Origin of the sequence: Anaerobutyricum hallii DSM 3353, assembly GCF_000173975.1 — a bacterium.
In the GTDB taxonomy this organism is placed as follows: Bacteria; Bacillota; Clostridia; order Lachnospirales; family Lachnospiraceae; genus Anaerobutyricum; species Anaerobutyricum hallii.
Window position 1 is genome coordinate 12,228 of record NZ_ACEP01000011.1, and the last position, 21,990, is coordinate 34,217.

Annotated in this window: 21 protein-coding genes; 19 read left to right on the forward strand and 2 right to left on the reverse strand. The window is 37.8% G+C overall.

The window, feature by feature from the left end; genetic code table 11:
• Positions 1-15: 15 nt before the first annotated feature.
• The 16 genes from EUBHAL_RS00685 to EUBHAL_RS00760 all read left to right on the forward strand — a co-directional run bounded on the left by EUBHAL_RS00685 (position 16) and on the right by EUBHAL_RS00760 (position 15,114).
• Complete coding sequence (locus EUBHAL_RS00685; protein ID WP_005343559.1) at positions 16-1,161, forward strand: stage III sporulation protein AE; 1,146 nt, start codon at positions 16-18, stop codon at positions 1,159-1,161.
• A 50-nt stretch (positions 1,162-1,211) separates the two neighbouring features.
• Positions 1,212-1,739, forward strand: a complete 528-nt coding sequence (locus EUBHAL_RS00690) for a stage III sporulation protein AF (protein WP_005343560.1) — start codon at positions 1,212-1,214, stop codon at positions 1,737-1,739.
• A gap of 2 nt (positions 1,740-1,741) precedes the next feature.
• Entirely contained in the window at positions 1,742-2,314 is a 573-nt protein-coding gene (locus EUBHAL_RS00695; RefSeq protein WP_044921241.1) for a hypothetical protein, read from the forward strand.
• The gene (locus tag EUBHAL_RS00700; protein ID WP_005343562.1) at positions 2,311-2,979 is read left to right on the forward strand and encodes a SpoIIIAH-like family protein; all 669 of its coding nucleotides are present in this window, start codon (positions 2,311-2,313) and stop codon (positions 2,977-2,979) included. Before EUBHAL_RS00695 ends, EUBHAL_RS00700 begins: the two co-directional genes overlap by 4 nt.
• A 170-nt stretch (positions 2,980-3,149) precedes the next feature.
• The gene (locus EUBHAL_RS00705) at positions 3,150-3,536 is read left to right on the forward strand and encodes an Asp23/Gls24 family envelope stress response protein (RefSeq protein ID WP_005343565.1); all 387 of its coding nucleotides are present in this window, start codon (positions 3,150-3,152) and stop codon (positions 3,534-3,536) included.
• A gap of 49 nt (positions 3,537-3,585) precedes the next feature.
• Positions 3,586-3,981 carry a transcription antitermination factor NusB gene (gene nusB / locus EUBHAL_RS00710; protein ID WP_044921261.1) on the forward strand — a complete coding sequence of 132 codons (396 nt, stop codon included), beginning with the start codon at positions 3,586-3,588 and terminating at the stop codon, positions 3,979-3,981.
• Positions 3,982-4,074: 93 nt separating this feature from the next.
• On the forward strand, positions 4,075-5,283 hold the full coding sequence (xseA, locus tag EUBHAL_RS00715; RefSeq protein WP_005343569.1) for an exodeoxyribonuclease VII large subunit: 1,209 nt from the start codon (positions 4,075-4,077) through the stop codon (positions 5,281-5,283).
• 11 nt (positions 5,284-5,294) lie between these two features.
• Positions 5,295-5,528, forward strand: coding sequence for an exodeoxyribonuclease VII small subunit (gene xseB / locus EUBHAL_RS00720; protein ID WP_005343571.1), 234 nt, complete (start codon positions 5,295-5,297; stop codon positions 5,526-5,528).
• Complete coding sequence (locus EUBHAL_RS00725; protein WP_005343573.1) at positions 5,491-6,384, forward strand: polyprenyl synthetase family protein; 894 nt, start codon at positions 5,491-5,493, stop codon at positions 6,382-6,384. The genes xseB and EUBHAL_RS00725 overlap by 38 nt, the downstream gene beginning before the upstream one ends.
• 23 nt (positions 6,385-6,407) lie before the next feature.
• Positions 6,408-8,282 (forward strand): 1-deoxy-D-xylulose-5-phosphate synthase, encoded by a 1,875-nt coding sequence (gene dxs, locus EUBHAL_RS00730; protein WP_005343575.1) that lies wholly within the window; start codon positions 6,408-6,410, stop codon positions 8,280-8,282.
• Between the two features lies 1 nt (position 8,283).
• A complete protein-coding gene (locus EUBHAL_RS00735) occupies positions 8,284-9,108 on the forward strand; it encodes a TlyA family RNA methyltransferase (protein WP_005343577.1) in 825 nt (274 codons plus the stop codon).
• Positions 9,109-9,113: 5 nt separating this feature from the next.
• Positions 9,114-9,950 (forward strand): NAD(+)/NADH kinase, encoded by an 837-nt coding sequence (locus EUBHAL_RS00740; RefSeq protein ID WP_005343579.1) that lies wholly within the window; start codon positions 9,114-9,116, stop codon positions 9,948-9,950.
• Positions 9,951-9,968: 18 nt separating this feature from the next.
• The gene (gene argR, locus EUBHAL_RS00745) at positions 9,969-10,427 is read left to right on the forward strand and encodes an arginine repressor (RefSeq protein WP_005343581.1); all 459 of its coding nucleotides are present in this window, start codon (positions 9,969-9,971) and stop codon (positions 10,425-10,427) included.
• 14 nt (positions 10,428-10,441) lie between these two features.
• Complete coding sequence (gene recN, locus EUBHAL_RS00750) at positions 10,442-12,109, forward strand: DNA repair protein RecN (protein WP_005343583.1); 1,668 nt, start codon at positions 10,442-10,444, stop codon at positions 12,107-12,109.
• Positions 12,110-12,178: 69 nt separating this feature from the next.
• Complete coding sequence (locus EUBHAL_RS00755) at positions 12,179-13,258, forward strand: SpoIVB peptidase S55 domain-containing protein (protein WP_022169651.1); 1,080 nt, start codon at positions 12,179-12,181, stop codon at positions 13,256-13,258.
• A gap of 158 nt (positions 13,259-13,416) precedes the next feature.
• Complete coding sequence (locus EUBHAL_RS00760; protein ID WP_049940611.1) at positions 13,417-15,114, forward strand: GGDEF domain-containing phosphodiesterase; 1,698 nt, start codon at positions 13,417-13,419, stop codon at positions 15,112-15,114.
• Positions 15,115-15,215: 101 nt separating this feature from the next.
• On the opposite strand, the gene EUBHAL_RS00765 is transcribed toward EUBHAL_RS00760, so the two are convergent.
• On the reverse strand, positions 15,216-15,593 hold the full coding sequence (locus tag EUBHAL_RS00765) for a metal-dependent transcriptional regulator (RefSeq protein ID WP_022169653.1): 378 nt from the start codon (positions 15,591-15,593) through the stop codon (positions 15,216-15,218).
• A 303-nt stretch (positions 15,594-15,896) separates the two neighbouring features.
• On the opposite strand from EUBHAL_RS00765, the gene EUBHAL_RS00770 reads away from it, so the two are divergent.
• From EUBHAL_RS00770 to EUBHAL_RS00780, 3 genes are all read left to right on the forward strand, one after another.
• Positions 15,897-17,624: an ABC transporter ATP-binding protein gene (locus tag EUBHAL_RS00770; protein ID WP_044921267.1), complete on the forward strand. Its 1,728-nt coding sequence runs from the start codon at positions 15,897-15,899 to the stop codon at positions 17,622-17,624.
• Entirely contained in the window at positions 17,625-19,382 is a 1,758-nt protein-coding gene (locus tag EUBHAL_RS00775) for an ABC transporter ATP-binding protein (protein ID WP_005343592.1), read from the forward strand.
• 120 nt (positions 19,383-19,502) lie between these two features.
• Complete coding sequence (locus EUBHAL_RS00780; protein WP_005343594.1) at positions 19,503-20,657, forward strand: FprA family A-type flavoprotein; 1,155 nt, start codon at positions 19,503-19,505, stop codon at positions 20,655-20,657.
• Positions 20,658-20,832: 175 nt separating this feature from the next.
• Here EUBHAL_RS00780 and EUBHAL_RS00785 read toward each other — a convergent pair whose 3' ends face one another.
• Positions 20,833-21,981, reverse strand: a complete 1,149-nt coding sequence (locus EUBHAL_RS00785; protein WP_005343597.1) for a ribonuclease H-like domain-containing protein — start codon at positions 21,979-21,981, stop codon at positions 20,833-20,835.
• Positions 21,982-21,990 lie beyond the last annotated feature (9 nt).

Consider the following 21,990-nt stretch of genomic DNA (forward strand, 5'->3'; position numbering starts at 1 on the left):
GAAAGTAGGTAAAAAATGGGAAAAAATAAAAAGAAAACTTTTTTATATGTTATAGGATTTCTTACACACTTTCTTTTTCTTTGCTATCTTCATCCACTTACTCTCCAGGCACAGACAAAAAAAGAAGAAATAGATATTACAGCTCTCTCAAAACAAATAGAACAACTTGGAGAAGAAAAGTACCCTGATTTTTCTTCTATCTTTGAAAAAATTCTTTCTATGCAGTTTACAGAAGTCTTTCAGCAAATCGGAGGATGGTTTATAGATATTGCTTTTAGAGAAGTTTTTTCTTCGAAAATACTTATTACAGAGCTTATCGGTGTCATCTTATTTTCGGCGGTATTTTCGAATATCTCTTCTTCCTTTCAACCATATGGAGTATCGGACAGTGGATTTTTTGTTACATATCTCATAACATTTTCTATTATTTTTACTAATTTTACGGCAATGACAACCTTGTTTGAAAATACAGTAATTCTTCTGTCCTCTTTTCTAAAAGTACTGCTTCCTGTGTATACACTGGCAGTTTCTCTTTCTGGAAATCTATCTACAGGTGTTGTATTTTATGAGTATTTTATTATTGTAGTGCTGCTTTTAAACTGGATTTGTATAAAAATTTTTCTTCCGTTGCTACAATATTATCTTCTATTAGAGTTACTAAACCGATTTTCAAAAAAGCAAAATATTTCAAGATTATGTGAAGGCCTTTTTCTTTTTTTATCAAAAGGTGTACAGGTACTTTTTTTTCTCTTTTTTGGATTTCATCTGTTAGAAACAATGATTGCGCCTTCTTTTGATGCGGCAAAAAATAATGTACTAAACAAAATGATCGGATTGATTCCGGGAGCAGGATCTGTTGTCCAAAGTGTTACAGGGACGGTACTTGGTTCTTCCCTTGTTATAAAAAATGCATTAGGGGCAGCTGGCATTGTATTCCTTTTTCTCTTTCTTCTTTTGCCTCTTACAAAACTGTTATGTTATGTCTTTTTTTATTTCCTATTGTCTGTTGTGTTAGAGCCGATTGCGGATGAACGTTTTGTAGAGTGTATTAGTGCGGCAGTGAAATGTGGATTGCTGTTAATAAAGGTATTGTGTATGTCTTCTGTTTTATTTATTGTGATTATCGCACTTACCACACTTACCACAAATCATATAGGATAAAGCATTGTGAAAATATAAAAGACCATAAATAAAAGTAGGAGCTGGATGTAATGGAATATATAAAAAGCTGGTTAAAAACAATTTTATATATGAATGTTCTATTATTAATCTGTGATAATTTAATGCAAAAAACAGCATATGAAAAATATTATCGTTTTTTTTCTGGATTTTTGCTTGTAGTGTGTCTGTTAAAACCTGTCATTGATTTTGCAGGAACAGAGCAGTATTTCCAGGTATCTTTTTTGCAGGAAGAATGGAAGAATGAACGAAATCTACTAGGAAATGTAAAAGAATTTCAGGATATGCAAGACGTGCTAAAAAAAGAATATGAGACAGCATATAAAAATCAGATAGAAGAAATTGCAAAGAAAAAGAATATTCAGGTAAAAAAGATTACCTTTTGGTGGGATAACAAAAAAGAACATTTAAAACAGATAGAGATAAGGGGAATCTTGCTAAAAGGGAGCGACAGCACGCTTCATACAACAGACAATCCCTCACATGTAGAAAGTTTAAAAAAGATTTTAATGCAGCTTTATGATTTAGAAGAATCAGATGTTTTTGTAGAGGTGGAGTGAAGATGGATAAAAAAATGCCTAAAAAGATAAGTTTAAAAGACTTTGGGATGGAGAAAATTATTTTAATAGCAATTGCGGGAATCGTTCTTCTTGTTGCTAATTTTTCTGAATGGAAAAATTCTTCTTCAAAAACAAGCGAAAAACAAGAAAAATCCATAGAGACAAGTCAGAATGATGCATATGTGGAGGCACTTGAAAATAAATTAGTACATATCCTTGAAAATGTGGATGGTGTAGGAAAAGCAGAAGTGATGATTACCTTAAAATCTTCTAAAGAATCTGTATTAAATAAAGATTTGTCAGAGGAGAAACAAACAGAGGAAGAAAGAAGCGTAGAAACACAAAAAGTAAATAAAAATCAAAAAAAGCAGGAAGAGACGATTCTTTCCGATTCTTCTGGAAATTCTGCCCCTTATGTAATAAAAGAATTAGAGCCGGAAATTTCAGGAATTGTCATTTCCTGTGAAGGAGCGGGAAATAAGGTGGTAGAAGCATCCGTTTTAGAAGCAGTGCAGGTATTGTTTGGAGTTTCGGCAAATCATATTAAAGTGTTAAAAATGGAGGTTGCAAAATGAAGAAAGTATTTCAGAAAAATCAGATTGCCATTACGGCATTGGCAATCATGATTGCAGTTGCAGGATATCTGAATTTCACAGAGCAAAATACATCCTCTGATGGAACGAAAAAAACAGCCGGTTCCGTGGAAACAATTGATACGATGGATATTTCAGATGGAGATTCCCTGATAAAGGAAAAAGCTAAGGCTTCAAAAGATGTATCAAAAAGTCTTTCAAAAAATTCATCAGAGAATGCAAAAGAGACGCAGACAGACGTAAGCAGTGAGACCATTGGGGATGCTGTCCTGACACAGGCGCAGGTAAGTGAATATGTAGCGGGTGCCAGAATGGAGAGAGAACAGACACATTCCAAAACCAAAGAGTCCCTTAATGAAATTATTAACAGCACTTCTGTCAGTGAAGATGCAAAGAAAGAAGCGGTAGATAAACTTACTGAACTTGCGGATATTATGGAAAAAGAATCTGCAACGGAACAGCTTTTGGCATCCAAAGGATTTGAAGATGCAGTAGTCTCTATCGGAGAGGACAGTGTAGATGTCGTACTAAATTATGAGGAACTTTCCTCGTCTGACCGGGCACAGATTGAGGATATTGTTACAAGAAAAACAGGATATAGTGTCAGTCAGCTTGTCATAAGTAAAATGCAGACGACAGAAAGTTAAAAGATTTCTGTTGCAAAAACATAGATGTCTGTTATAATTATAGAATAAATCGATATAAAATTGTTTACATTTTTATGTGAGGACTTTCCATGTAGTTTTCCAATATCTGTTAATGATGTGGGAAATTTCATGGAGAGTTTTCTGTGGACTGTAGACAAAAGGAGGTTTCCATGGGAAAAGAAAAAGATACAAAGATAAATCATACGGTTTATAACATAGAAGACGTAGGACAGGTTCAGATTGCAGATGAAGTAGTTGCAGTTATCGCTGGTCTTGCAGCAACAGAAGTAGAGGGCGTTGCTAAGATGTCCGGTAATATTACCAATGAAATCGTAAGTAAGCTTGGAATGAAGAAGCTTTCCAAAGGTGTAAAAGTAACAATTACTGGCACACAAGTTGATGTGATACTGAATCTTGTACTCAGCTACGGTGTAAGCATCCCAAAAACTTCTCAGGAAGTACAGGACAAGGTAAAGAGCGCGATTGAGACGATGACAGGCCTTACGGTTTCTGAAGTGAATATCCGCATAGCCGGAATCCAGATGGATTATGAATAGACTGACTACAAAGAGTACACGGAAGATAACGGAGGTTTGACATATGAAGATGTCTAGAAGAAAAGTAAGAGAGACTATTTTTCTTTTACTGTTTCGCGTAGAATTTAATACACAGGAAGAATTACAGGAGCAGATAAAATGGTACTTTGAAGAAAGACCGGATATAGAGGGAAAAGACCAGATCTATATCGAGACAAAGATTGGAAGTATCTTAAAACGCCTTCCGGAGATTGATGAGCAGATTCATTCGATTTGTGAGGGCTGGAGACTTGAAAGACTTGGAAAGCCAGAGCTTGCCATTTTGCGTCTTGCAGTTTATGAGATTACAAATGATGCGAATATTCCTACGGGAGTTGCCATTAATGAAGCCGTAGAGCTTGCAAAGATTTATTGCAGCGAGGAAGCTCCTCGTTTTGTAAATGGAGTTCTTGCAAAGCTGGCATAGCGAATAATTCGTGACCTGTACCTGGATAACTGAAGAAGAATGAGGCGGCACGGAACAATATTCTTTGCCGCCTTTTTGATTGGGTATTTATAAATGAAGCATATTTTTTCTGTCACACAAATTAATTCTTATATTCATCGTATTTTTGAAAGCGATTATGCCTTAAAAAAAATATATTTAAAGGGAGAAGTTTCTAACTGCAAATATCATTCTTCCGGCCATATTTATTTTACACTAAAGGATGAAAAGAGTGCACTGCGCTGTGTTATGTTTTCTTCGGACCGCTATAAAGGGCTAACGTTTCATCTCGAAGATGGTCAGCTTATAGAAGCTTGTGGTAATATTTCTGTATATGAACAGACAGGAACATATCAGATGTATGTTCGAAAGATAGAACTCTCCGGAGCTGGAGAATTATATATTCGTTATGAACAGTTAAAGCAGGAATTAGCGCAGAAAGGATATTTTGATTTTGAAAGAAAGAAGCCGTTGCCGCCTTATCCAGAAAAAATTGGGATTGTGACAGCACTTACCGGGGCAGCAATAGAAGATATTAAAAGTATTGCCAAAAGACGAAATCCTTCGGTTCAGCTGTACCTCTATCCGTCAAAAGTACAGGGAGAGGGTGCGGCTGCTCAGATTGCAAGAGGTATTCGGTATTTTGATACAGCAGGGGTTGATATTATTATTATCGGCCGTGGTGGAGGCTCTATCGAAGATTTATGGGCCTTTAATGAGATAGAAGTTGCCGATGCGATTTATTATGCAGACACACCGATCATATCAGGAACTGGACATGAAATTGATATGACAATTGCTGACTACTGTGCAGATGTGCGGGCAGCAACTCCTTCTGCAGCCTGTGAACTGGCTATTCCGGATATGACTTCTTTTTACACAAGAATGCATAACTATCAGGAAGTACTCGGGACACTGCTACAGCAAAAACTGATGCTGATGTATGGGAAGACCGCTTTGTTAGAAAGGCAGCTTGAGGCACAGCGGCCAGATAAAAAGCTGATGAGTCATCAGCTCATTTACGAGCGGTTAGAAGGCAGATTGCAACAGGCAATGCGGGATAAGTATCAAAGCAGACAGCAGCAATTTACAAGATATGTAGACAGGCTTTCCGCCCTGTCCCCAACATCCCGTCTGAGAGGCGGATATGTATTTGCACAAACGAAAGAGGGAAATCCCCTTACTTCTGCCGGGCAGATAGAAAAGGAGAATCCTTTTTTCATTACTTTTTCAGATGGACAGGCTGAGGTAATGCCGGTTTCAGTGAAAAAGAATAAAAAATAAAGAGGTTTGTCATGGCAAAAACAAAATTTTCAATTGAAGGAGCTTTCGAGCAGTTAGAAGACATTATCGAACAGCTTTCTTCCGAAGAAATCAGCCTGTCTGATTCTATGGACTTATATAAAAAGGGAGTGAAGATTTTAGATAAATGCTCTCAGACATTAGATAAAACACAAAAAGAGATAATTATCTTACAGGAGGGACAAAATGATGCCATCCATAAAGGAACAGCTTTCGAAGAAGATTGAGAAGATTGAACAAACAATTGATTTCTATCTTCCAGAAGAAAAAGGATTACAAAAAACAGTACTTTCTGCAATGAATTATAGTGTAAAAGCTGGGGGCAAGCGTCTGCGCCCAATGCTTATGGCAGAGACATATGAGATGTTTGGGGGAGCGGATTCTTCTGTAATCGAGCCTTTTATGGCTGCCATAGAAATGATTCATACGTACTCGTTGATACATGATGATCTTCCAGCACTTGATAATGATGCATTGCGAAGAGGAATGCCTACTGCACATATAAAGTTTGGGGAGGCAATGGCGATATTAGCCGGAGATGCTCTGTTAAACTATGCATTTGAGACAGCAGCAAAAGCTTTTGACGGAACAAACAAAGATATACAGACAGCAAAGGCATTGCAGATTCTTACAAGAAAACCAGGAATTTATGGTATGATTGGCGGACAGACTGTCGATGTAGAACAGGAGAATAAGGCAATCAGTTTTGATACATTAATGTATATCCATAATAATAAGACAGCTGCGCTGATTGAATGTGCGATGATGATCGGAGCAGTACTTGCAGGAGCTTCCGAGAAAGAAGTATCCATGATCGAACAGATTGCCAACAAGGTAGGTATTGCTTTTCAGATAGAAGATGATATTCTCGATGTAGTAAGTACCAGTGAAGAAATTGGAAAACCAGCAGGAAGCGATGAAAAGAACGGAAAAAATACATACGTCTTATTCAAAGGTATAGAGCAATCTAAAAAGGATGCAGAACAATATACAAGAGAAGCGTTACAGATTTTTGATGAATTAGAGTATAAAAATTCTTTTTTACGTGAATTACTTCTATATCTGGTTGGAAGAAAAAATTAAAAATACCATTCGGAGGATGCGTAATGGGACGTTTATTAAATAAAATAAAAGAACCAAATGATATAAAGAGAATTTCTCCAAAGCTTTATCCGATTCTGGCACAGGAAATCAGAGATTTCCTCATAGATCATGTCAGTCAGACTGGCGGGCATCTTGCCTCGAATTTGGGAGCAGTGGAAATTACAATGGCTCTGCATATCTGTCTTCATTTTCCAGAGGATAAGGTGGTATACGATGTGGGGCATCAATCCTATGTTCATAAGTTACTGACAGGAAGAAAAGACGAATTTACTTCTTTAAGACAAAAAGATGGTCTTTGCGGTTTCCCTAAGCGATGTGAGAGTGACTGTGATGTATTTGGCACAGGACACAGTTCTACCTCTATTTCAGCAGCATTAGGGCTGGCTGTAGCAAGAGATTTAGAACAAAAAGAAGAAACCATTGCTGCGGTAATCGGAGATGGCGCTTTATCTGGTGGAATGGCCTACGAAGCCCTGAATAATTTATCAATTCTTCGAAGAGAAAAGAAGAACATGATTATTATCTTAAATGATAATAAAATGTCGATTTCAGAGAATGTTGGGGGAATGAGCCGTTATTTAAACGATTTGCGTTCTAGAAGAAGTTACAGTGAGTTTAAGGAGAATGTAGAAAATGCACTAAATAATATTCCCGGTGTAGGAAAAAGTGTTGCGAGAACATTAAAGAAATCAAAAGATTCCATCAAGCAGCTTTTTATTCCAGGAATGCTATTTGAAAATATGGGGATTACGTATTATGGACTTGTAAACGGCCATGATATTTATGAACTGATTCACGCAATCAATAGAGCGAAACAGCACGAAGGCCCTATTTTGATTCATGCGATTACCCGAAAGGGAATGGGATATAAGTATGCCGAGAAGAATCCAGAGAAGTTTCATGGAATCGGGCCATTTGATAAAGAGACCGGAGAGGTTTTAGCAAAGAAAACGAAAAAGACCTACACAGATATATTTGCTGAGAGCCTGGTGGAATTAGCCAGGGAGAATAAAAAGATCGTGGCAATCACAGCGGCTATGCCATCTGGCACAGGTTTAAAAGCTTTTAAAAAGCATTATCCAAAGCGCTTTTTTGATGTTGGTATTGCAGAAGAACATGCTGTTACTTTTGCGGCCGGGCTTGCTGCGCAGGGAATGCGTCCGGTTTTTGCGGTATATTCTTCTTTTCTGCAAAGAGGATATGATCAGGTCCTTCATGATGTATGTATCCAGAAGCTTCCTGTATTTTTTGGCATTGACCGTTCCGGTCTTGTAGGCGCAGATGGAGAGACACATCAGGGAATTTTTGATATTTCTTATTTGAGTCATATTCCAAATATGGTATTGATGGCTCCAAAGAATGAAAAAGAAATGCCAGCAATGATGAAGTTTGCCTTAGAGTATAATGGACCAACCGCTATGAAGTATCCAAGAGGTAGTGTATATGATGGTTTATCTGAATATAATGCTCCGATAGAACTTGGAAAGAGTGAAATGATTTACGAGGGACAAGATGTCGTAATCCTGGCAGTAGGAAATATTATGGAAGAATGTGAAAAAGCAGTGCAGCTTCTTAAAAGTCAGGGATATAATCCGGGGCTTGTAAATGTTCGTTTTATTCGCCCAATGGATGAAGAGATGCTGCATGTACTGTCCAAAAAATATTCACTTATTGTTACTGTAGAAGAGAATCAGTTAATCGGAGGATATGGGCAGATGGTTTCTGCTTTTCTCCATAAAAATGTATGCAAGAATCAGCTTCTTACTCTGGGTATTTCCGATTATTTTGTGGGTCATGCCACTGTGAATGAGCAAAGAGAAGAAGCCGGAATCAATGCGGATTCCATTGTAAAGTCGATAATAGATAGGATGAATTAGAATGAAACAACGTTTGGATGTATTGTTAGTAGAGCAGGGACATGCTGCGTCGAGAGAGAAAGCAAAAGCGATGATCATGTCAGGAGTCGTTTTCGTAAACGGCCAGCGAGAAGATAAGGCCGGAAGCACCTTTGATGAGAAGGCTGCCGCAACCATTGAGATTCACGGTTCTACGCTTCGCTATGTAAGTCGTGGTGGCTTAAAACTGGAGAAAGCTGTAGAACAGTTCGGCTTTTCCTTAAAAGATAAAACCTGTATGGATGTTGGGGCTTCTACTGGAGGATTTACAGACTGTATGCTTCAGAATGGAGCTGTAAAAGTATTTTCTGTTGACGTTGGAAGAGGACAGCTTGATTGGAAACTCAGGAATGATGAACGTGTTGTTTGTATGGAAAAGACAAATATGCGTTATGTGAAACCGGAAGATATTGGAGAACTGGCCGACTTTATTTCTATTGATGTCTCCTTTATTTCTCTTACAAAGATTCTTCCACCAGTAAAGGCGTGTTTAAAAGAGGATGGACAGGTTGTCTGTCTTATTAAACCACAGTTTGAAGCAGGAAGAGAAAAGGTAGGGAAAAAAGGTGTAGTAAGAGACCGACAAGTACATGAAGATGTTATAAAGCAGATTATGGACTTTGCCTTAACACTTGGTTTTTCACTGCTGCATCTTGATTATTCACCGATTAAAGGACCAGAGGGAAATATAGAGTACTTACTGCATTTATTAAACAGACCGGAGGAAAGCCAGATTAGTGATGAGATGATACCGGATGTTGTTGCGGCATCCCATCAGTCGTTGTCTCATCGTGAAGCGGCGAAATAGACAGCATGAATAATTTTTTAATTATTGCAAATAAGCAAAAAGATATTAATCTTGAAATTACAGAACAGATCAAACATCATATTACAAGAATGGGTGCAGTATGTAACGTATATGACCAGTATAACAGAAACGTTACTTCTATAGATATTCCAGAGGGGACACAATGTATTCTTGTTATTGGTGGAGATGGTACCATTTTGGCTGCTGCAAGAATGCTTGTTGGAAATACGATTCCGTTACTTGGAATTAATCTTGGAACACTTGGCTTTCTTGCCGACGTGAATCTTGCTGATCTATCAAAGACATTGGATTTATTATTAAAAGACCAATATCAGGTAGAGAATCGTATCATGCTTACAGCAGAAGTGTATAAGCAGGGGGAAAAAGCGGCAACATATATCGCTCTCAACGACTTTAATATTAACCGTTGTGGAGCTTCGAGAGTTATCGGTTTAAAAGTGGGTATTAATGGCTCAACAATTGACTGCTACCGGGCAGATGGTGTTATTGTTTGTACACCAACTGGTTCTACCGGCTATAACTTGTCTGCTGGCGGCCCGATTATTAATCCAACTTGTAAGAACTTTGTGATTACCCCAATCTGCCCACATTCTCTTACTGCGAGAAGTATTGTACTTGCCAAGGAAGATGTGGTTACGGTGGAAGTAGAACAGATAAGAAGTAATATTAAGGAAGAGGCTATTATTTCCTTTGATGGAAGAGAAGGGTTAAGCATTGTTCCGGGAGATCAGGTAAAGATATATAAATCACAGGAAGTAACACCGTTTATTAAAGCAACGGAAGTCAGCTTTGTGCAGATTTTAAAGGAGAAGCTTTTATAAAAAGAAGTGGAGATAAGAATGAAGGGAAAACGACAGGAAAAAATACTGGAGATTATTCGGACAAATGATATAGAAACACAGGAAGAACTGACCAAAAAATTGTCAGAGGCAGGATTTTCTTCGACGCAGGGGACGATTTCAAGGGATATTCGTGAATTAAAACTCACAAAAGTTACCGGTGCAAATGGAAAACAGAAGTATGCACCGATTCAGACTGAGGATATTCATGTTTCCAGCAAGTATAAAAGAGTATTGTCTGAGGGAATTCTTCACATGGATAATGCAGAAAATATATTAGTAATCAAAACAGTTCCAGGCATGGCAATGGCATGTGCCGCGGCGATTGATTCTATTTCTCTTCATGGAGTACTTGGCTGTATTGCCGGGGACGACACGATTATGTGCGTGGTGAAAGAAACCCCTATGGTGGAGGAAGTTATGAAGGAAATTGACACGATTATGAAGGGACATCGTTAACATCGGAGGGTGCTATGCTCATAAATTTACACGTTAAAAATCTGGCACTTATTGAGGAAACAGAGGTAGATTTTACGGATCATCTCAATATACTTACAGGAGAAACAGGTGCAGGTAAGTCGATTCTCATTGGGTCGATTCAATCTGCGCTTGGTGCGAAAATACCAAAAGATATGATAAGACATGGCTGTGACAGTGCACTTATTGAACTGATATTTCACACAAAAAGCCAGGCAGTCCAAAAAAAGATGGAAGAATTTGAGATTCCATTTGAAGATGGAGAGATTATTATATCAAGGAGGATTACCAATAACAGAGTTATTAATAAGGTAAATGATATCAGTGTTACAATTGGCAGATTAAAAGAACTTTCGCCGCTTCTTCTTGACCTAAGTGGACAGCATGAGAACCAGCTTCTTTTAAAACCGCAGAATCATTTGAAAATTATTGATAGTTATCATCGAAGTGTAATCGCTCCTGTAAAAGAAAAGACCGCTTCCTTATATCATGAGTATCAGGAACTTCAAAAGAAACTTTCCGAACAAAATATGGGAGAGGAACAAAGAATTCGGGAGATGGAATTTTTAAAATATGAAATCCAGGAAATTGAGGAAGCGCAACTTCGCCCTGGAGAAGATGAATCTCTTGAAACGGAGTACCAGAAAGTATCCCATGCAAAAGAAATTCTTTCTGACTGTGCGGCTGTTCATGAAGTGACAGCAGGGCAAAACGGTTGTGCGGGTGATCTCATTGGTTCGGCCGTACAACGGCTTTATACGGTGTCTAATCTTGATGCCGAGGCTAGGGGACTAACAGAGCAGTTGCAGACCATTGATTCTTTGCTGAATGATTTTAACAGAGAACTTTCCAGTTATATTGATTCCATGGAATTTGATGGAGAGCAATTTGCAGAAATAGAGGAACGCTTGAATCTGATTAATCATTTGAAAGCAAAGTATGGAGATTCTATAGAGAAAATACAGAAATATCATGATAACAGTGTTGAAAAATATGAAAAACTTTCCAATTATGAGGAGTATATTTCTGAAATAAAAAGGGAATTATCTAAAGTAAAGGAAAAACTGGATATACAGTGTGAGAGATTGACTGCTTTGCGTAAAGAGGCAGCGATTCCGTTAACAAAATTAATTAAAGAAGCATTGTTAGATCTTAACTTTTTAGATGTTGTCTTTGAAATCGCTTTTGAACAGTCAGAACACTATTCTGCATTAGGAAAGGATAATGTCTGCTTTATGATTTCTACAAACCCAGGACAGGCAGTACGACCGCTTCATGAGATTGCATCTGGTGGTGAGTTGTCCAGAATCATGCTGGCAATCAAGTCTATTTTAGCAGATGAAGAAAATATTGAGACATTGATTTTTGATGAGATAGATACAGGAATCAGTGGAAGAACGGCACAGAAAGTTTCAGAACGACTTGCTTATATTGCAAAAAAAAGACAAGTTATTGCCATCACACATCTGCCGCAGATTGCTGCAATGGCAGATTCGCATTATTTAATCGAAAAAACAAGTGATGCCAATTCGACAATCAGTAATATTTACCCATTATCAGAAGAAGAATCGGTAAAAGAACTTGCACGAATGTTAGGCGGAGTGAAAATTACAGAAGCCGTTTTACAAAATGCAAGAGAAATGCGTGTTTTGGCAAAACAGTAAAATATGCCTGTTTGAAACAGGAAGATGCCTGCCATACTAAGTGAAAATTTAGATATGGGGGCATTTTTTATGAGGGAAAAATTAAAACAGTTTTACATTGTATTGTTAGTATTTATACTAACTATCATGGGGCAATATGGACACGTTTTACAGACAGAAGCTGTGTTTTCTACACAAAAAGAAACCGTTTCGGCAAAATCTCAGACGGGGAAACGACTAACCGAACAAAAAAGCGAGGAAAAAGTGTATGCATCAGGGATACCAATCGGAATTTATATAAAAACGGAAGGAATTCTTGTATTAGGACTCCAGCAGATTGACGGGAAAAATTCTCCGGCATCCTGTAAAATAAAGGAAGGGGATTATATTCTGAAACTAAACGCTCAGAATATCACAACAAAGCAGCAATTTATACGCTTATTGCAGAAAAATGGAGAAAAAGAAGTGGTGTTGACACTAAAGCGTAAGAACAAAAAGATAAAGGTGAAAGTACAACCCGTATATTCTGCAAAAAATAAATGTTATCAAATTGGTGTGTGGATTCGAAATGATACGCAGGGAATTGGTACGATTACTTTTATAAGAGAGGATGGGACTTTTGCAGCTCTTGGGCATGGAATTAATGACGGAGATATTGGTGTCCGCTTTTTAATTGAGGGTGGAAGTGCGTATCGAACTAATATATCTTCGATTTTGAAGGGAAAATCAGGAATGCCTGGAGAAATAATCGGCACGATTGATTATAGCCCGCAAAATTATCTTGGAGAGATATATGCGAATACGAACGGAGGAATTTTGGGAAAAATAACAGAAAACAAAAAAGAATTTTTTACAGGTAAAAAAATAAGTATTGCAAAAAAATCAGAAGTGAAAACAGGCAAAGCATATCTTAGAAGCAGTATCAGTGGAAAAAGCAAAGATTATTCCATCGAAATAGAAAAAGTATTCTTTCACGAAAAAAATTCTTTAAAAACGTTAAAAATCAGGGTGACAGATTCCGAACTGATTACTCTTACTGGCGGAATTATTCAGGGACTTAGCGGCAGCCCTATTTTACAAAATGGTAAACTTGTTGGTGCAGTCACCCATGTTTTAATTGATAATCCGCAAATGGGCTATGGAATATTTGCAGAAAGTATGTTAGAATAAAAAAAGTGAATTTTTCAGTAAGAGATATTGCAAAATATAAGAAAATTATAGTAGAACTAGTATGCGTTATGATATTATAACGAAATACAGTGATGAAACAGCAACGACTAGTTAGCAGAACTATTGTAAAAAAACTACAGGACCGATAATGAGGGATTATGAATAGTAAAAGTTTAAGCGATTATTATTATAACCATTCTTTTATGGATGGACTTCGGAAGAAACTACCAAAGCTTCTTCCGAATACATATTGTATAGCGGCAATTGATATTGAACATTTTCGCCTCTTTAATAAGTTGTATGGAAGAAGTTCCGGAGACGAGGTTATCCGCTATATTTGTGCCTGTTTGAAACAGAGTACCATGGAGAATGATGGAATTGATGCCTATTTAGGCGGAGATAATTTTGTTGCTCTTTTGCCAGACAGTGATGAATTACTTTGTAGCATACGGGAAAAAATTATAGAAAAGCTTGGCAAGTGGAATAACACATCTGTATTCTTTCCATTATTTGGTGTATACACGATAGAAGATACCTCGATACAGCCAGAATTAATGTATGATCGTGCCATGCTGGCGCGCTCTCATGCAGAAGAAGATTATAAATGGCATATCTGTCGTTATACTTTAGAGATGGAATCCTGTTTAGAAGAGGAAGTCTATCTGTTAGCAGAGATAGAGAAGGGCTTGGAAAACGAAGAATTTACATTTTTTGTCCAGCCGCAGTGTAATATTATGACAGGACAGATTGTCGGTGCCGAAGCATTGGTCCGCTGGCAGAAAGAGGATGGAGAGTTCCTTTTACCAGGTGAATTTATTCCAGTATTAGAGAAAAATAAGATGATAGACCGTCTGGACCGTTATATCTGGGAAAAGGTCTGTCAGTGGCTCAGACATTGGATTGACACAGGACATTCTCCGGTTCCAATCTCTATTAATGTATCCCGCATCGACATTTTTTCGATGAATGTCCCGGCTTATTTATTTGATTTGATGGAGAAATATCAGATTCCGAAACATTTGATTAAAGTAGAAATTACAGAAAGTGCCTACACAGAGAATAATAACCGGATTGCCAGTGCAGTAAATACATTGCGAAGCGGAGGATTAGTTGTTATGATGGATGACTTTGGCTGTGGATACTCTTCTTTAAATATGTTAGAGAATATACCTGTTGATGTATTAAAACTCGATATGCGTTTCCTTCGTTTTGAGGAGGCGGAACGCAAAAAAAGTGCACATATATTAGAAGCCATCGTAAATATGGCAAGTATGTTACATCTCCCGATTGTTGTTGAAGGAGTAGAAGATGAGAGTCAGGAGAAGTTTGTACAAGGTCTTGGCTATCGCTATACACAGGGATTTTATTATTATAAACCCCTTCCAATTCCTAAATTTGAAGAACTTTTGAGCGACCATAGAAGAATTGATACACAGGGAATTGTTTACAAACAGGTAGAGCCGATGCATATCCGAGAGTTCATTGATTCAAATTTTGTCAGTGACAGTATGCTCAATAATGTACTTGGCCCAGTTGTTTTTTTTGAAGTACAGAGTGGCAAGATAAAGGTAACCCGCGTCAATGAACAGTACTTCCAGATGATTGGAGCAGAACACTTCAAAGAAGACATTCAAAAAGAATTTTTAGCGCGGATTCCAGCAGAAGAACGCAGCCAGTTCAACGAAATGCTCGAAAACTCTTTCCTGAATCCAGTATCCGGTGCAGATGGTATGCTCCATCTCTTAAGAACAGAAACCGATAAACTCACCGTATACATTAAAGTATTCTATATGCAGGAAAAAGAAGACTGGAGACAATATTACTGTTCCTTAATGGATATGACAAAAATATTATAAATAATAAAAAAGACTATTGCAGTGTTCACTATAAACACTGCAATAGCTTTTTTATTATTCCTTCTCTCTGGGTTCGGCAGTCACTGACATTCATTCAGCATTTACCTAATGTTCGCCTTCACATACTCTTTGATTGCCTCAAAGCTTTCCTTACTGATAACATGTTCTATCTTACAGGCATCTTTCTCTGCAATTTCGGCAGAAACACCTAATTTTTCTAAACATGATGTAAGTAATTGATGACGCTCATAAATCATATCCGCAATTGCCTTTCCAGATTCTGTAAGATAAATATATCCGGCATCTGTTACAGTGATATGATTCTTCTCGCGAAGATTCTTCATAGCGATACTTACACTTGATTTTTTGAAATCAAGCTGATTAGCGACATCAACGGAACGAACAACAGGAAGTCTTTTACTGAGAACTAAAATAGTCTCTAAATAGTTTTCAGCAGATTCGTTGTTTTTTTCCTTCAAAATAATCACCTCAATAAACGTATAAATTCACTTATTGTTATTAGTATAACATATTAGCGACAATTTTTCAAACAAAGGTATTAAAAAGTTTTATCATTATTAATCCTTTAAAATTAATCCTTTAAAATTAATCCTTTAAAATTAATCCTTTAAAAAGAAAGAGTAAAATGCTACACTGTAACGGGAGATTTATGGCAGATAACCATGAATACAAAGGAGAATATTTATTATAGATACGATTTTGTACATGGGATTGATATAGTCATTAAATTTTGAAGAGAAAGGATGAAAAAGAAAGATTTTATGAAGAAATTATTATACTTTATGAAAGACTACAAAAAAGAAAGTGTTCTGGCTCCTTTATTTAAGATGTTAGAAGCGTTCTTTGAATTATTTGTACCATTGGTTGTTGCGTCAATCATTGACGATGGTATTGTTCCAAAAGATTCTGGGCATATCATAAGAATGTGTCTGCTTCTTCTGGTATTAGCAGCAGTGGGATTGACATGTTCTATTACCGCACAGTATTTTGCGGCAAAGTCTGCTGTTGGAGCGGCAACAGGGATTCGTTATGAATTATTTACCCATATTCAGACATTAGGCTATGAGGAGATGGATACGGTAGGAACATCCACATTGATTACTCGTATGACAAGTGATATTAATCAGGTGCAGAACGGAATCAATCTGGTACTTCGTCTGTTCCTGCGGTCTCCATTTATCGTATTTGGTGCGATGATCATGGCATTTACGATTGATGTGAAGGCTGCGATGATTTTTGTTGTGGCAATCATTTTATTGTCTATCGTTGTATTTGGTGTCATGTTTATTACAAAGCCACTTTATAAAAAGGTACAGTCAGGACTCGATACGATTCTTGGAACAACAAGAGAGAATCTTACAGGTGTGCGTGTGATTCGTGCTTTTCATCAGGAACAGGCAGAATATAATAAGTTTTTAGCAGAGAATGAAGAACTTACTTCTTTACAGAAATTTGCTGGAAAAATATCAGGACTTACGAATCCACTGACTTTTATTATTATCAACTTTGCTATTTTGGTATTGATTCATACCGGTGCGGTTCGTGTAAGTCTTGGTACGTTATCACAGGGACAGGTTGTTGCTCTTTATAACTATATGTCCCAGATTCTTGTAGAGCTTATCAAGCTGGCAAACCTCATTATTTCCGTGACAAAAGCGATGGCATGTTTTAATCGTATTCAGGATGTTTTTCATATTGAGCCATCTATGAAAGAAGGAACAAAAACAGTTGCTGCTGCAGGCAATACCACTCCAGCGGTAGAATTTAAAAACGTTTCCTTTACTTACGCCGGAGGCGGAGATCATGCTGTGGAGAATATTTCCTTTAAGGCAATGCCAGGACAGACCATTGGAATTATTGGAGGTACTGGTTCTGGAAAGTCTACACTTGTCAATCTGATTCCAAGATTTTATGACGTGAGCGAGGGAGAGGTAGATATTGCAGGGAAAAATGTACAGGATTATACTTATGGATCTTTAAGAAACACAATTTCTGTTGTTCCACAAAAGGCGCAGCTTTTTGCCGGAACGATTCGGGATAATTTGACTTTTGGCTGCCCGGATGCGACAGAAGAACAGATAGAAGAGGCACTTGCTATCTCGCAGGCAAAGGAATTTGTTGACACAAAAGAAGGAAGACTTGATGCGAAGATAGAACAGGGCGGTAAAAACCTTTCTGGTGGACAGAGACAGCGCCTTACTTTAGCAAGAGCGTTAGTGCCACAGTCAGATATCCTCATTATGGATGACAGTGCATCTGCCCTTGATTATGCAACAGATGCCAGGCTTCGAAAAGCAATTCAGGATATGAAGAGAAAACCGACTGTATTTATCGTGTCACAGAGAACTTCCTCCATCCAGAATGCTGACATGATTTTAGTGCTTGATGATGGAAAGATAGCAGGGCAGGGAACGCATGAACAGTTACTTAAGTCCTGTAATATTTACCGTGAAATTTATGAGACACAGTTTAAGAAGGAGGAAGCGTAAATGGCACAGCAAAATACAAACGGCAAAAGAAAAAGCACAATAAAAAAAGTGTGGCATTATTTAAAAAACTACCGTTTCCTTCTGATTTTATCGATTCTTATGGCGGCACTTACCGTTGCCGGTACATTATATGTACCAATCCTTGTCGGAGATGCGATTGATTTTATTATTAAAAAAGGACAGGTAAATTTTGCGGCGATTGCAAAAATATTAGAAAAAGGTGCGACAGTTATTTTATTTACGGGAATCACACAGTGGATCATGAATATCTGTAACAACCACATTACATTTCATGTAACAAGAGACATCCGTAATGAGGCAATGAAAAAGATTGAAAAGCTGCCACTTAAATATATTGATGGACACTCTTATGGAGATGTAGTAAGTCGTGTTATTGCCGACGTTGATCAGTTTGCCGATGGGCTTTTAATGGGATTTACCCAGTTTTTTACTGGAGTTGTGACGATTCTCGGTACGCTTGGATTTATTTTTTCCATCCATGTAGGAATTGCTCTTTTGGTTGTCTGTCTGACACCGATTTCTTTATTAGTTGCCCGTTTTATCGCAACTCACACTTACTCTATGTTTAAATTGCAGTCAGAGACAAGAGGAGAGCAGACAGCATTAATTGAGGAAATGATTGAAGGAGAAAAGGTTGTAAAAGCATTTGGCTATGAAAAGAGAGCCGGAGAACGTTTTGCAGCTGTGAATGATAAGTTACAGGGATATTCTTTAAAAGCTATCTTCTTTTCTTCTATTACGAATCCGTCTACCCGTTTTGTCAACAGCCTTGTATATGCAAGCGTGGCATTAAGCGGTGCACTCACTGCCATTGGCGGGGGACTTAGCGTTGGACAGCTTACCTGTCTGTTAAGCTATGCAAATCAGTATACAAAGCCATTTAATGAGATATCTGGTGTAGTTACGGAATTGCAGAACGCATTAGCCTGTGCGGCTCGTATTTTTGAACTCATTGAGGAAACACCGGAAACCGATGATAAGAAAGATGCCCTTGTTCTAGCAAATCCAGAGGGAAATATCGAACTTTCTCATGTAAACTTCTCCTATACCACAGAGAAACGCCTGATTGAAGACTTTAATCTTAATGTGAAAAAAGGACAGCGTATTGCGATTGTCGGACCTACCGGGTGCGGAAAGACAACAATTATTAATCTTTTGATGCGTTTTTATGATGTAAATAAAGGAACGATCATGGTAGAGGGAACGGATATCCGTGATATTACGAGAGAGAGCCTTAGAACTTCCTACGGTATGGTATTACAGGATACCTGGCTTCGAAGTGGAACAATCCGTGATAATATAACGATGGGACGAGAAGGCTTTAGTGACGAACAGATTATCGCTGCGGCAAAAGAGGCTCATTCCTACAGCTTTATTAAAAAAATGCCAAAGGGACTCGACACATATATTACAGAAGATGGAGCAGGAATGAGTCAGGGGCAGAAACAGCTTCTTTGTATCACAAGAGTAATGCTTGACCTTCCGTCTATGCTGATTCTTGATGAGGCAACTTCCTCCATTGATACCCGTACCGAACAAAAGATTCAGAATGCGTTTGCGAAAATGATGGCTGGACGAACAAGCTTTATCGTAGCACATCGTTTATCTACGATTCAGAATGCGGATGTGATTCTGGTCATGCGAGACGGGCATATTATCGAGCAGGGAAATCACGAGACGTTGTTAAAGCAGAATGGATTCTATGCGAAGCTGTATAACAGCCAGTTTGCAAATTAGGTGAAATTTGTCTTGTATACTTCTATTAAATTTTATATAATAGGAACTGTGCCACATAGAAAATTGTGGTGGTTACGTAGTGATATTTTTTTACAATAATCAGAAATATGAGGTGATTACATGTTTAAAGTTACAGAAGATATTATTTATGTTGGTGTGAATGATCATGAAGTAGATTTATTTGAGGGTCAGTATGATGTACCGAACGGAATGGCATATAATTCGTATGTTGTTCTTGATGAGAAGGTTGCAGTATTTGATACGGTAGATGCACATTTTAAGGATGAGTGGCTTGCAAATCTGGAGGAGGCTTTTGCGGGAAGAACTCCGGATTACTTAATCGTGCAGCATATGGAACCAGACCATGCGGCTAATATTGCTAACTTTGCTGAAAAGTATCCAGAAGCAAAGATTGTTGGTAATGCAAAGACTTTCCCTATGATGAAGCAGTTCTTTGGAACAGATTTTGCAGACCGTCAGGTTATCGTAAAAGAGGGAGAGACTTTAAGTACAGGTAAGCATAACCTTACTTTTGTTATGGCTCCTATGGTTCACTGGCCAGAAGTTATGATGACTTATGATACAACAGATAAGATTTTCTTCTCTGCAGATGCTTTTGGTAAGTTTGGTGCATTAGATGTAGAGGAAGAGTGGGATTGTGAAGCACGCCGTTATTACATCGGTATCGTTGGCAAATATGGCCCAATGGTACAGAAGTTATTCGGCAAGGTTGGCTCCCTTGAAATTAAGGCAATCTGCCCATTACATGGACCAGTATTAACTGAGAACTTAGAGCATTATCTGAACCTATACAACATCTGGTCTTCCTATCAGGTGGAGACAGAGGGAACAGTAATTGCCTATACTTCTGTTTATGGCAATACAAAAAAGGCTGTAGAACTGTTAGCTGAGAAGTTAAAAGAAGAAGGCTGTCCAAAAGTTGTTGTTACAGATCTTGCTAGAGATGATATGGCAGAAGCTGTAGAAGATGCATTCCGTTACGGAAAGTTAATTCTTGCCACAACGACATATAACGGAGATATTTTCCCATTTATGAAAGAATTCATTAACCATCTGACAGAGAGAAGCTATCAGAACCGTACGATTGGATTTGTAGAGAACGGAAGCTGGACCCCGCTGGCAGCAAAGATTATGAAGGCTGCTTTTGAGAAGAGCAAGAATATTACATTTGCAGATACAACGGTGACAATTCGCTCTGCGGTAGATGAAACAAGTGAAGCGCAGATTGTGGCTCTTGCAAAAGAGATGAAATAGTCGTTTTAGGCAAAGCTGACGAAATAAGAAAGATAAAAAATCCCTATTTGTGACTTTAGTCGCGGCAGGTTGAATGTTCGCGGAAACGCTTGCATCCAATTTTTGCTTCGAGGTCACAAATAGGGATTTTTTCTTTTTCCTGGTTCTGTCTTTGGCTGTAGCAGAATTACTTATCCTATAAATCACATTCCATACGAGTAATCAGCAGTTCTTTTATGATATCCCGCAAATATACAGAAATCCCCGTATTTTTTTCTGAGAATACATCATCAAATTCTGCAAACCATCTAAGTTCCTTATATTCTCTCTTATACAAAGGAAAAGTCTTTTCATAAGGATAATTCTCTATCTGTATTCCAAAATGTTTCTGCGCTTTTGGAAGCGGCAGGAAGATTCCTTCTTTTTTGACATAGCAAGTAGAAGCTTTTGCTGCCCGGCGGTATTGACGTTCAACATAGCAGCCGACACTTTTATGAATCGCCCGTTCCTCTTTTGGAAGATAATAATAATTGTGATAGTCTTTGTAAAAATGTTTTAACACGTCCTCAACAAAAGGAAGGGTAATCGTCAGTATGGACAAATCTTTTTTGTCAGAAAAGAGCTCTCCTATAGGGGTAGATACCTCTAATGGCTGTGGCAGAGGGCGAGGAAGTCTGCAGGAGATAGCAATGCTGCCATTTCCACGTTCAAACACTTTATTGGCGGGTGCGATTCTCTGTAAAGTGATGTCCTCAAGGAAAATCTGACGATAGGAAAAGAGCGGAAGAAGATACTTCATACCAAGTAAATCATCTTCATTGTGAAGCAGAAGATTATGTAACAAGTCTTCGTCCTTTGACATAAGGTAGTCTTTGTAAACAGCGATAAGCTGTCCGCCATCATATTTGTCTTCTCTATTTAAGCCAAGAAACTGTTCCCAGTCTTTTTGTTTTCCATGTGTCATCTGAAAAAGATTTTGAAAAGGTTTTAAAAACTGGTAAAAATCCAGGGATGGATATTTTTCTATATCACAGGTTAGTTCATTTAAGTCGTAATGCCTCTTTAAATAAGGAATATCAAAGCTGTTGCCGTTAAATGTGACAAGCTGCCAGTCTTTTTTTACTAAAATATTTTGAAAGGCAAGGAGAATCTCTTCTTCACTTGTGCCGTCATCATTAAACCACTGGATGAATTGGAATCCTTCTTCTGCAAAATATCCGCAGCCAATCAGGTATAAGATGGTGTTGTCTCTGGAAAAACCAGTAGTTTCTATATCAAAAAATAAAAAAGATTCTGTCTTTTCGGGAATCTTTTCTTGTGGGAATATTTTATTAATCGTTAACATGATACCTCC

Coding starts and splice junctions, on each gene's coding strand:
- EUBHAL_RS00685 (WP_005343559.1), top strand. CDS start 16: ATGGGAAAAAATAAAAAGAAAACTTTTTTATATGTTATAGGATTTCTT.
- EUBHAL_RS00690 (WP_005343560.1), top strand. CDS start 1,212: ATGGAATATATAAAAAGCTGGTTAAAAACAATTTTATATATGAATGTT.
- EUBHAL_RS00695 (WP_044921241.1), top strand. CDS start 1,742: ATGGATAAAAAAATGCCTAAAAAGATAAGTTTAAAAGACTTTGGGATG.
- EUBHAL_RS00700 (WP_005343562.1), top strand. CDS start 2,311: ATGAAGAAAGTATTTCAGAAAAATCAGATTGCCATTACGGCATTGGCA.
- EUBHAL_RS00705 (WP_005343565.1), top strand. CDS start 3,150: ATGGGAAAAGAAAAAGATACAAAGATAAATCATACGGTTTATAACATA.
- nusB (WP_044921261.1), top strand. CDS start 3,586: ATGTCTAGAAGAAAAGTAAGAGAGACTATTTTTCTTTTACTGTTTCGC.
- xseA (WP_005343569.1), top strand. CDS start 4,075: ATGAAGCATATTTTTTCTGTCACACAAATTAATTCTTATATTCATCGT.
- xseB (WP_005343571.1), top strand. CDS start 5,295: ATGGCAAAAACAAAATTTTCAATTGAAGGAGCTTTCGAGCAGTTAGAA.
- EUBHAL_RS00725 (WP_005343573.1), top strand. CDS start 5,491: ATGCCATCCATAAAGGAACAGCTTTCGAAGAAGATTGAGAAGATTGAA.
- dxs (WP_005343575.1), top strand. CDS start 6,408: ATGGGACGTTTATTAAATAAAATAAAAGAACCAAATGATATAAAGAGA.
- EUBHAL_RS00735 (WP_005343577.1), top strand. CDS start 8,284: ATGAAACAACGTTTGGATGTATTGTTAGTAGAGCAGGGACATGCTGCG.
- EUBHAL_RS00740 (WP_005343579.1), top strand. CDS start 9,114: ATGAATAATTTTTTAATTATTGCAAATAAGCAAAAAGATATTAATCTT.
- argR (WP_005343581.1), top strand. CDS start 9,969: ATGAAGGGAAAACGACAGGAAAAAATACTGGAGATTATTCGGACAAAT.
- recN (WP_005343583.1), top strand. CDS start 10,442: ATGCTCATAAATTTACACGTTAAAAATCTGGCACTTATTGAGGAAACA.
- EUBHAL_RS00755 (WP_022169651.1), top strand. CDS start 12,179: ATGAGGGAAAAATTAAAACAGTTTTACATTGTATTGTTAGTATTTATA.
- EUBHAL_RS00760 (WP_049940611.1), top strand. CDS start 13,417: ATGAATAGTAAAAGTTTAAGCGATTATTATTATAACCATTCTTTTATG.
- EUBHAL_RS00770 (WP_044921267.1), top strand. CDS start 15,897: ATGAAGAAATTATTATACTTTATGAAAGACTACAAAAAAGAAAGTGTT.
- EUBHAL_RS00775 (WP_005343592.1), top strand. CDS start 17,625: ATGGCACAGCAAAATACAAACGGCAAAAGAAAAAGCACAATAAAAAAA.
- EUBHAL_RS00780 (WP_005343594.1), top strand. CDS start 19,503: ATGTTTAAAGTTACAGAAGATATTATTTATGTTGGTGTGAATGATCAT.
- EUBHAL_RS00785 (WP_005343597.1), bottom strand. CDS start 21,981: ATGTTAACGATTAATAAAATATTCCCACAAGAAAAGATTCCCGAAAAG.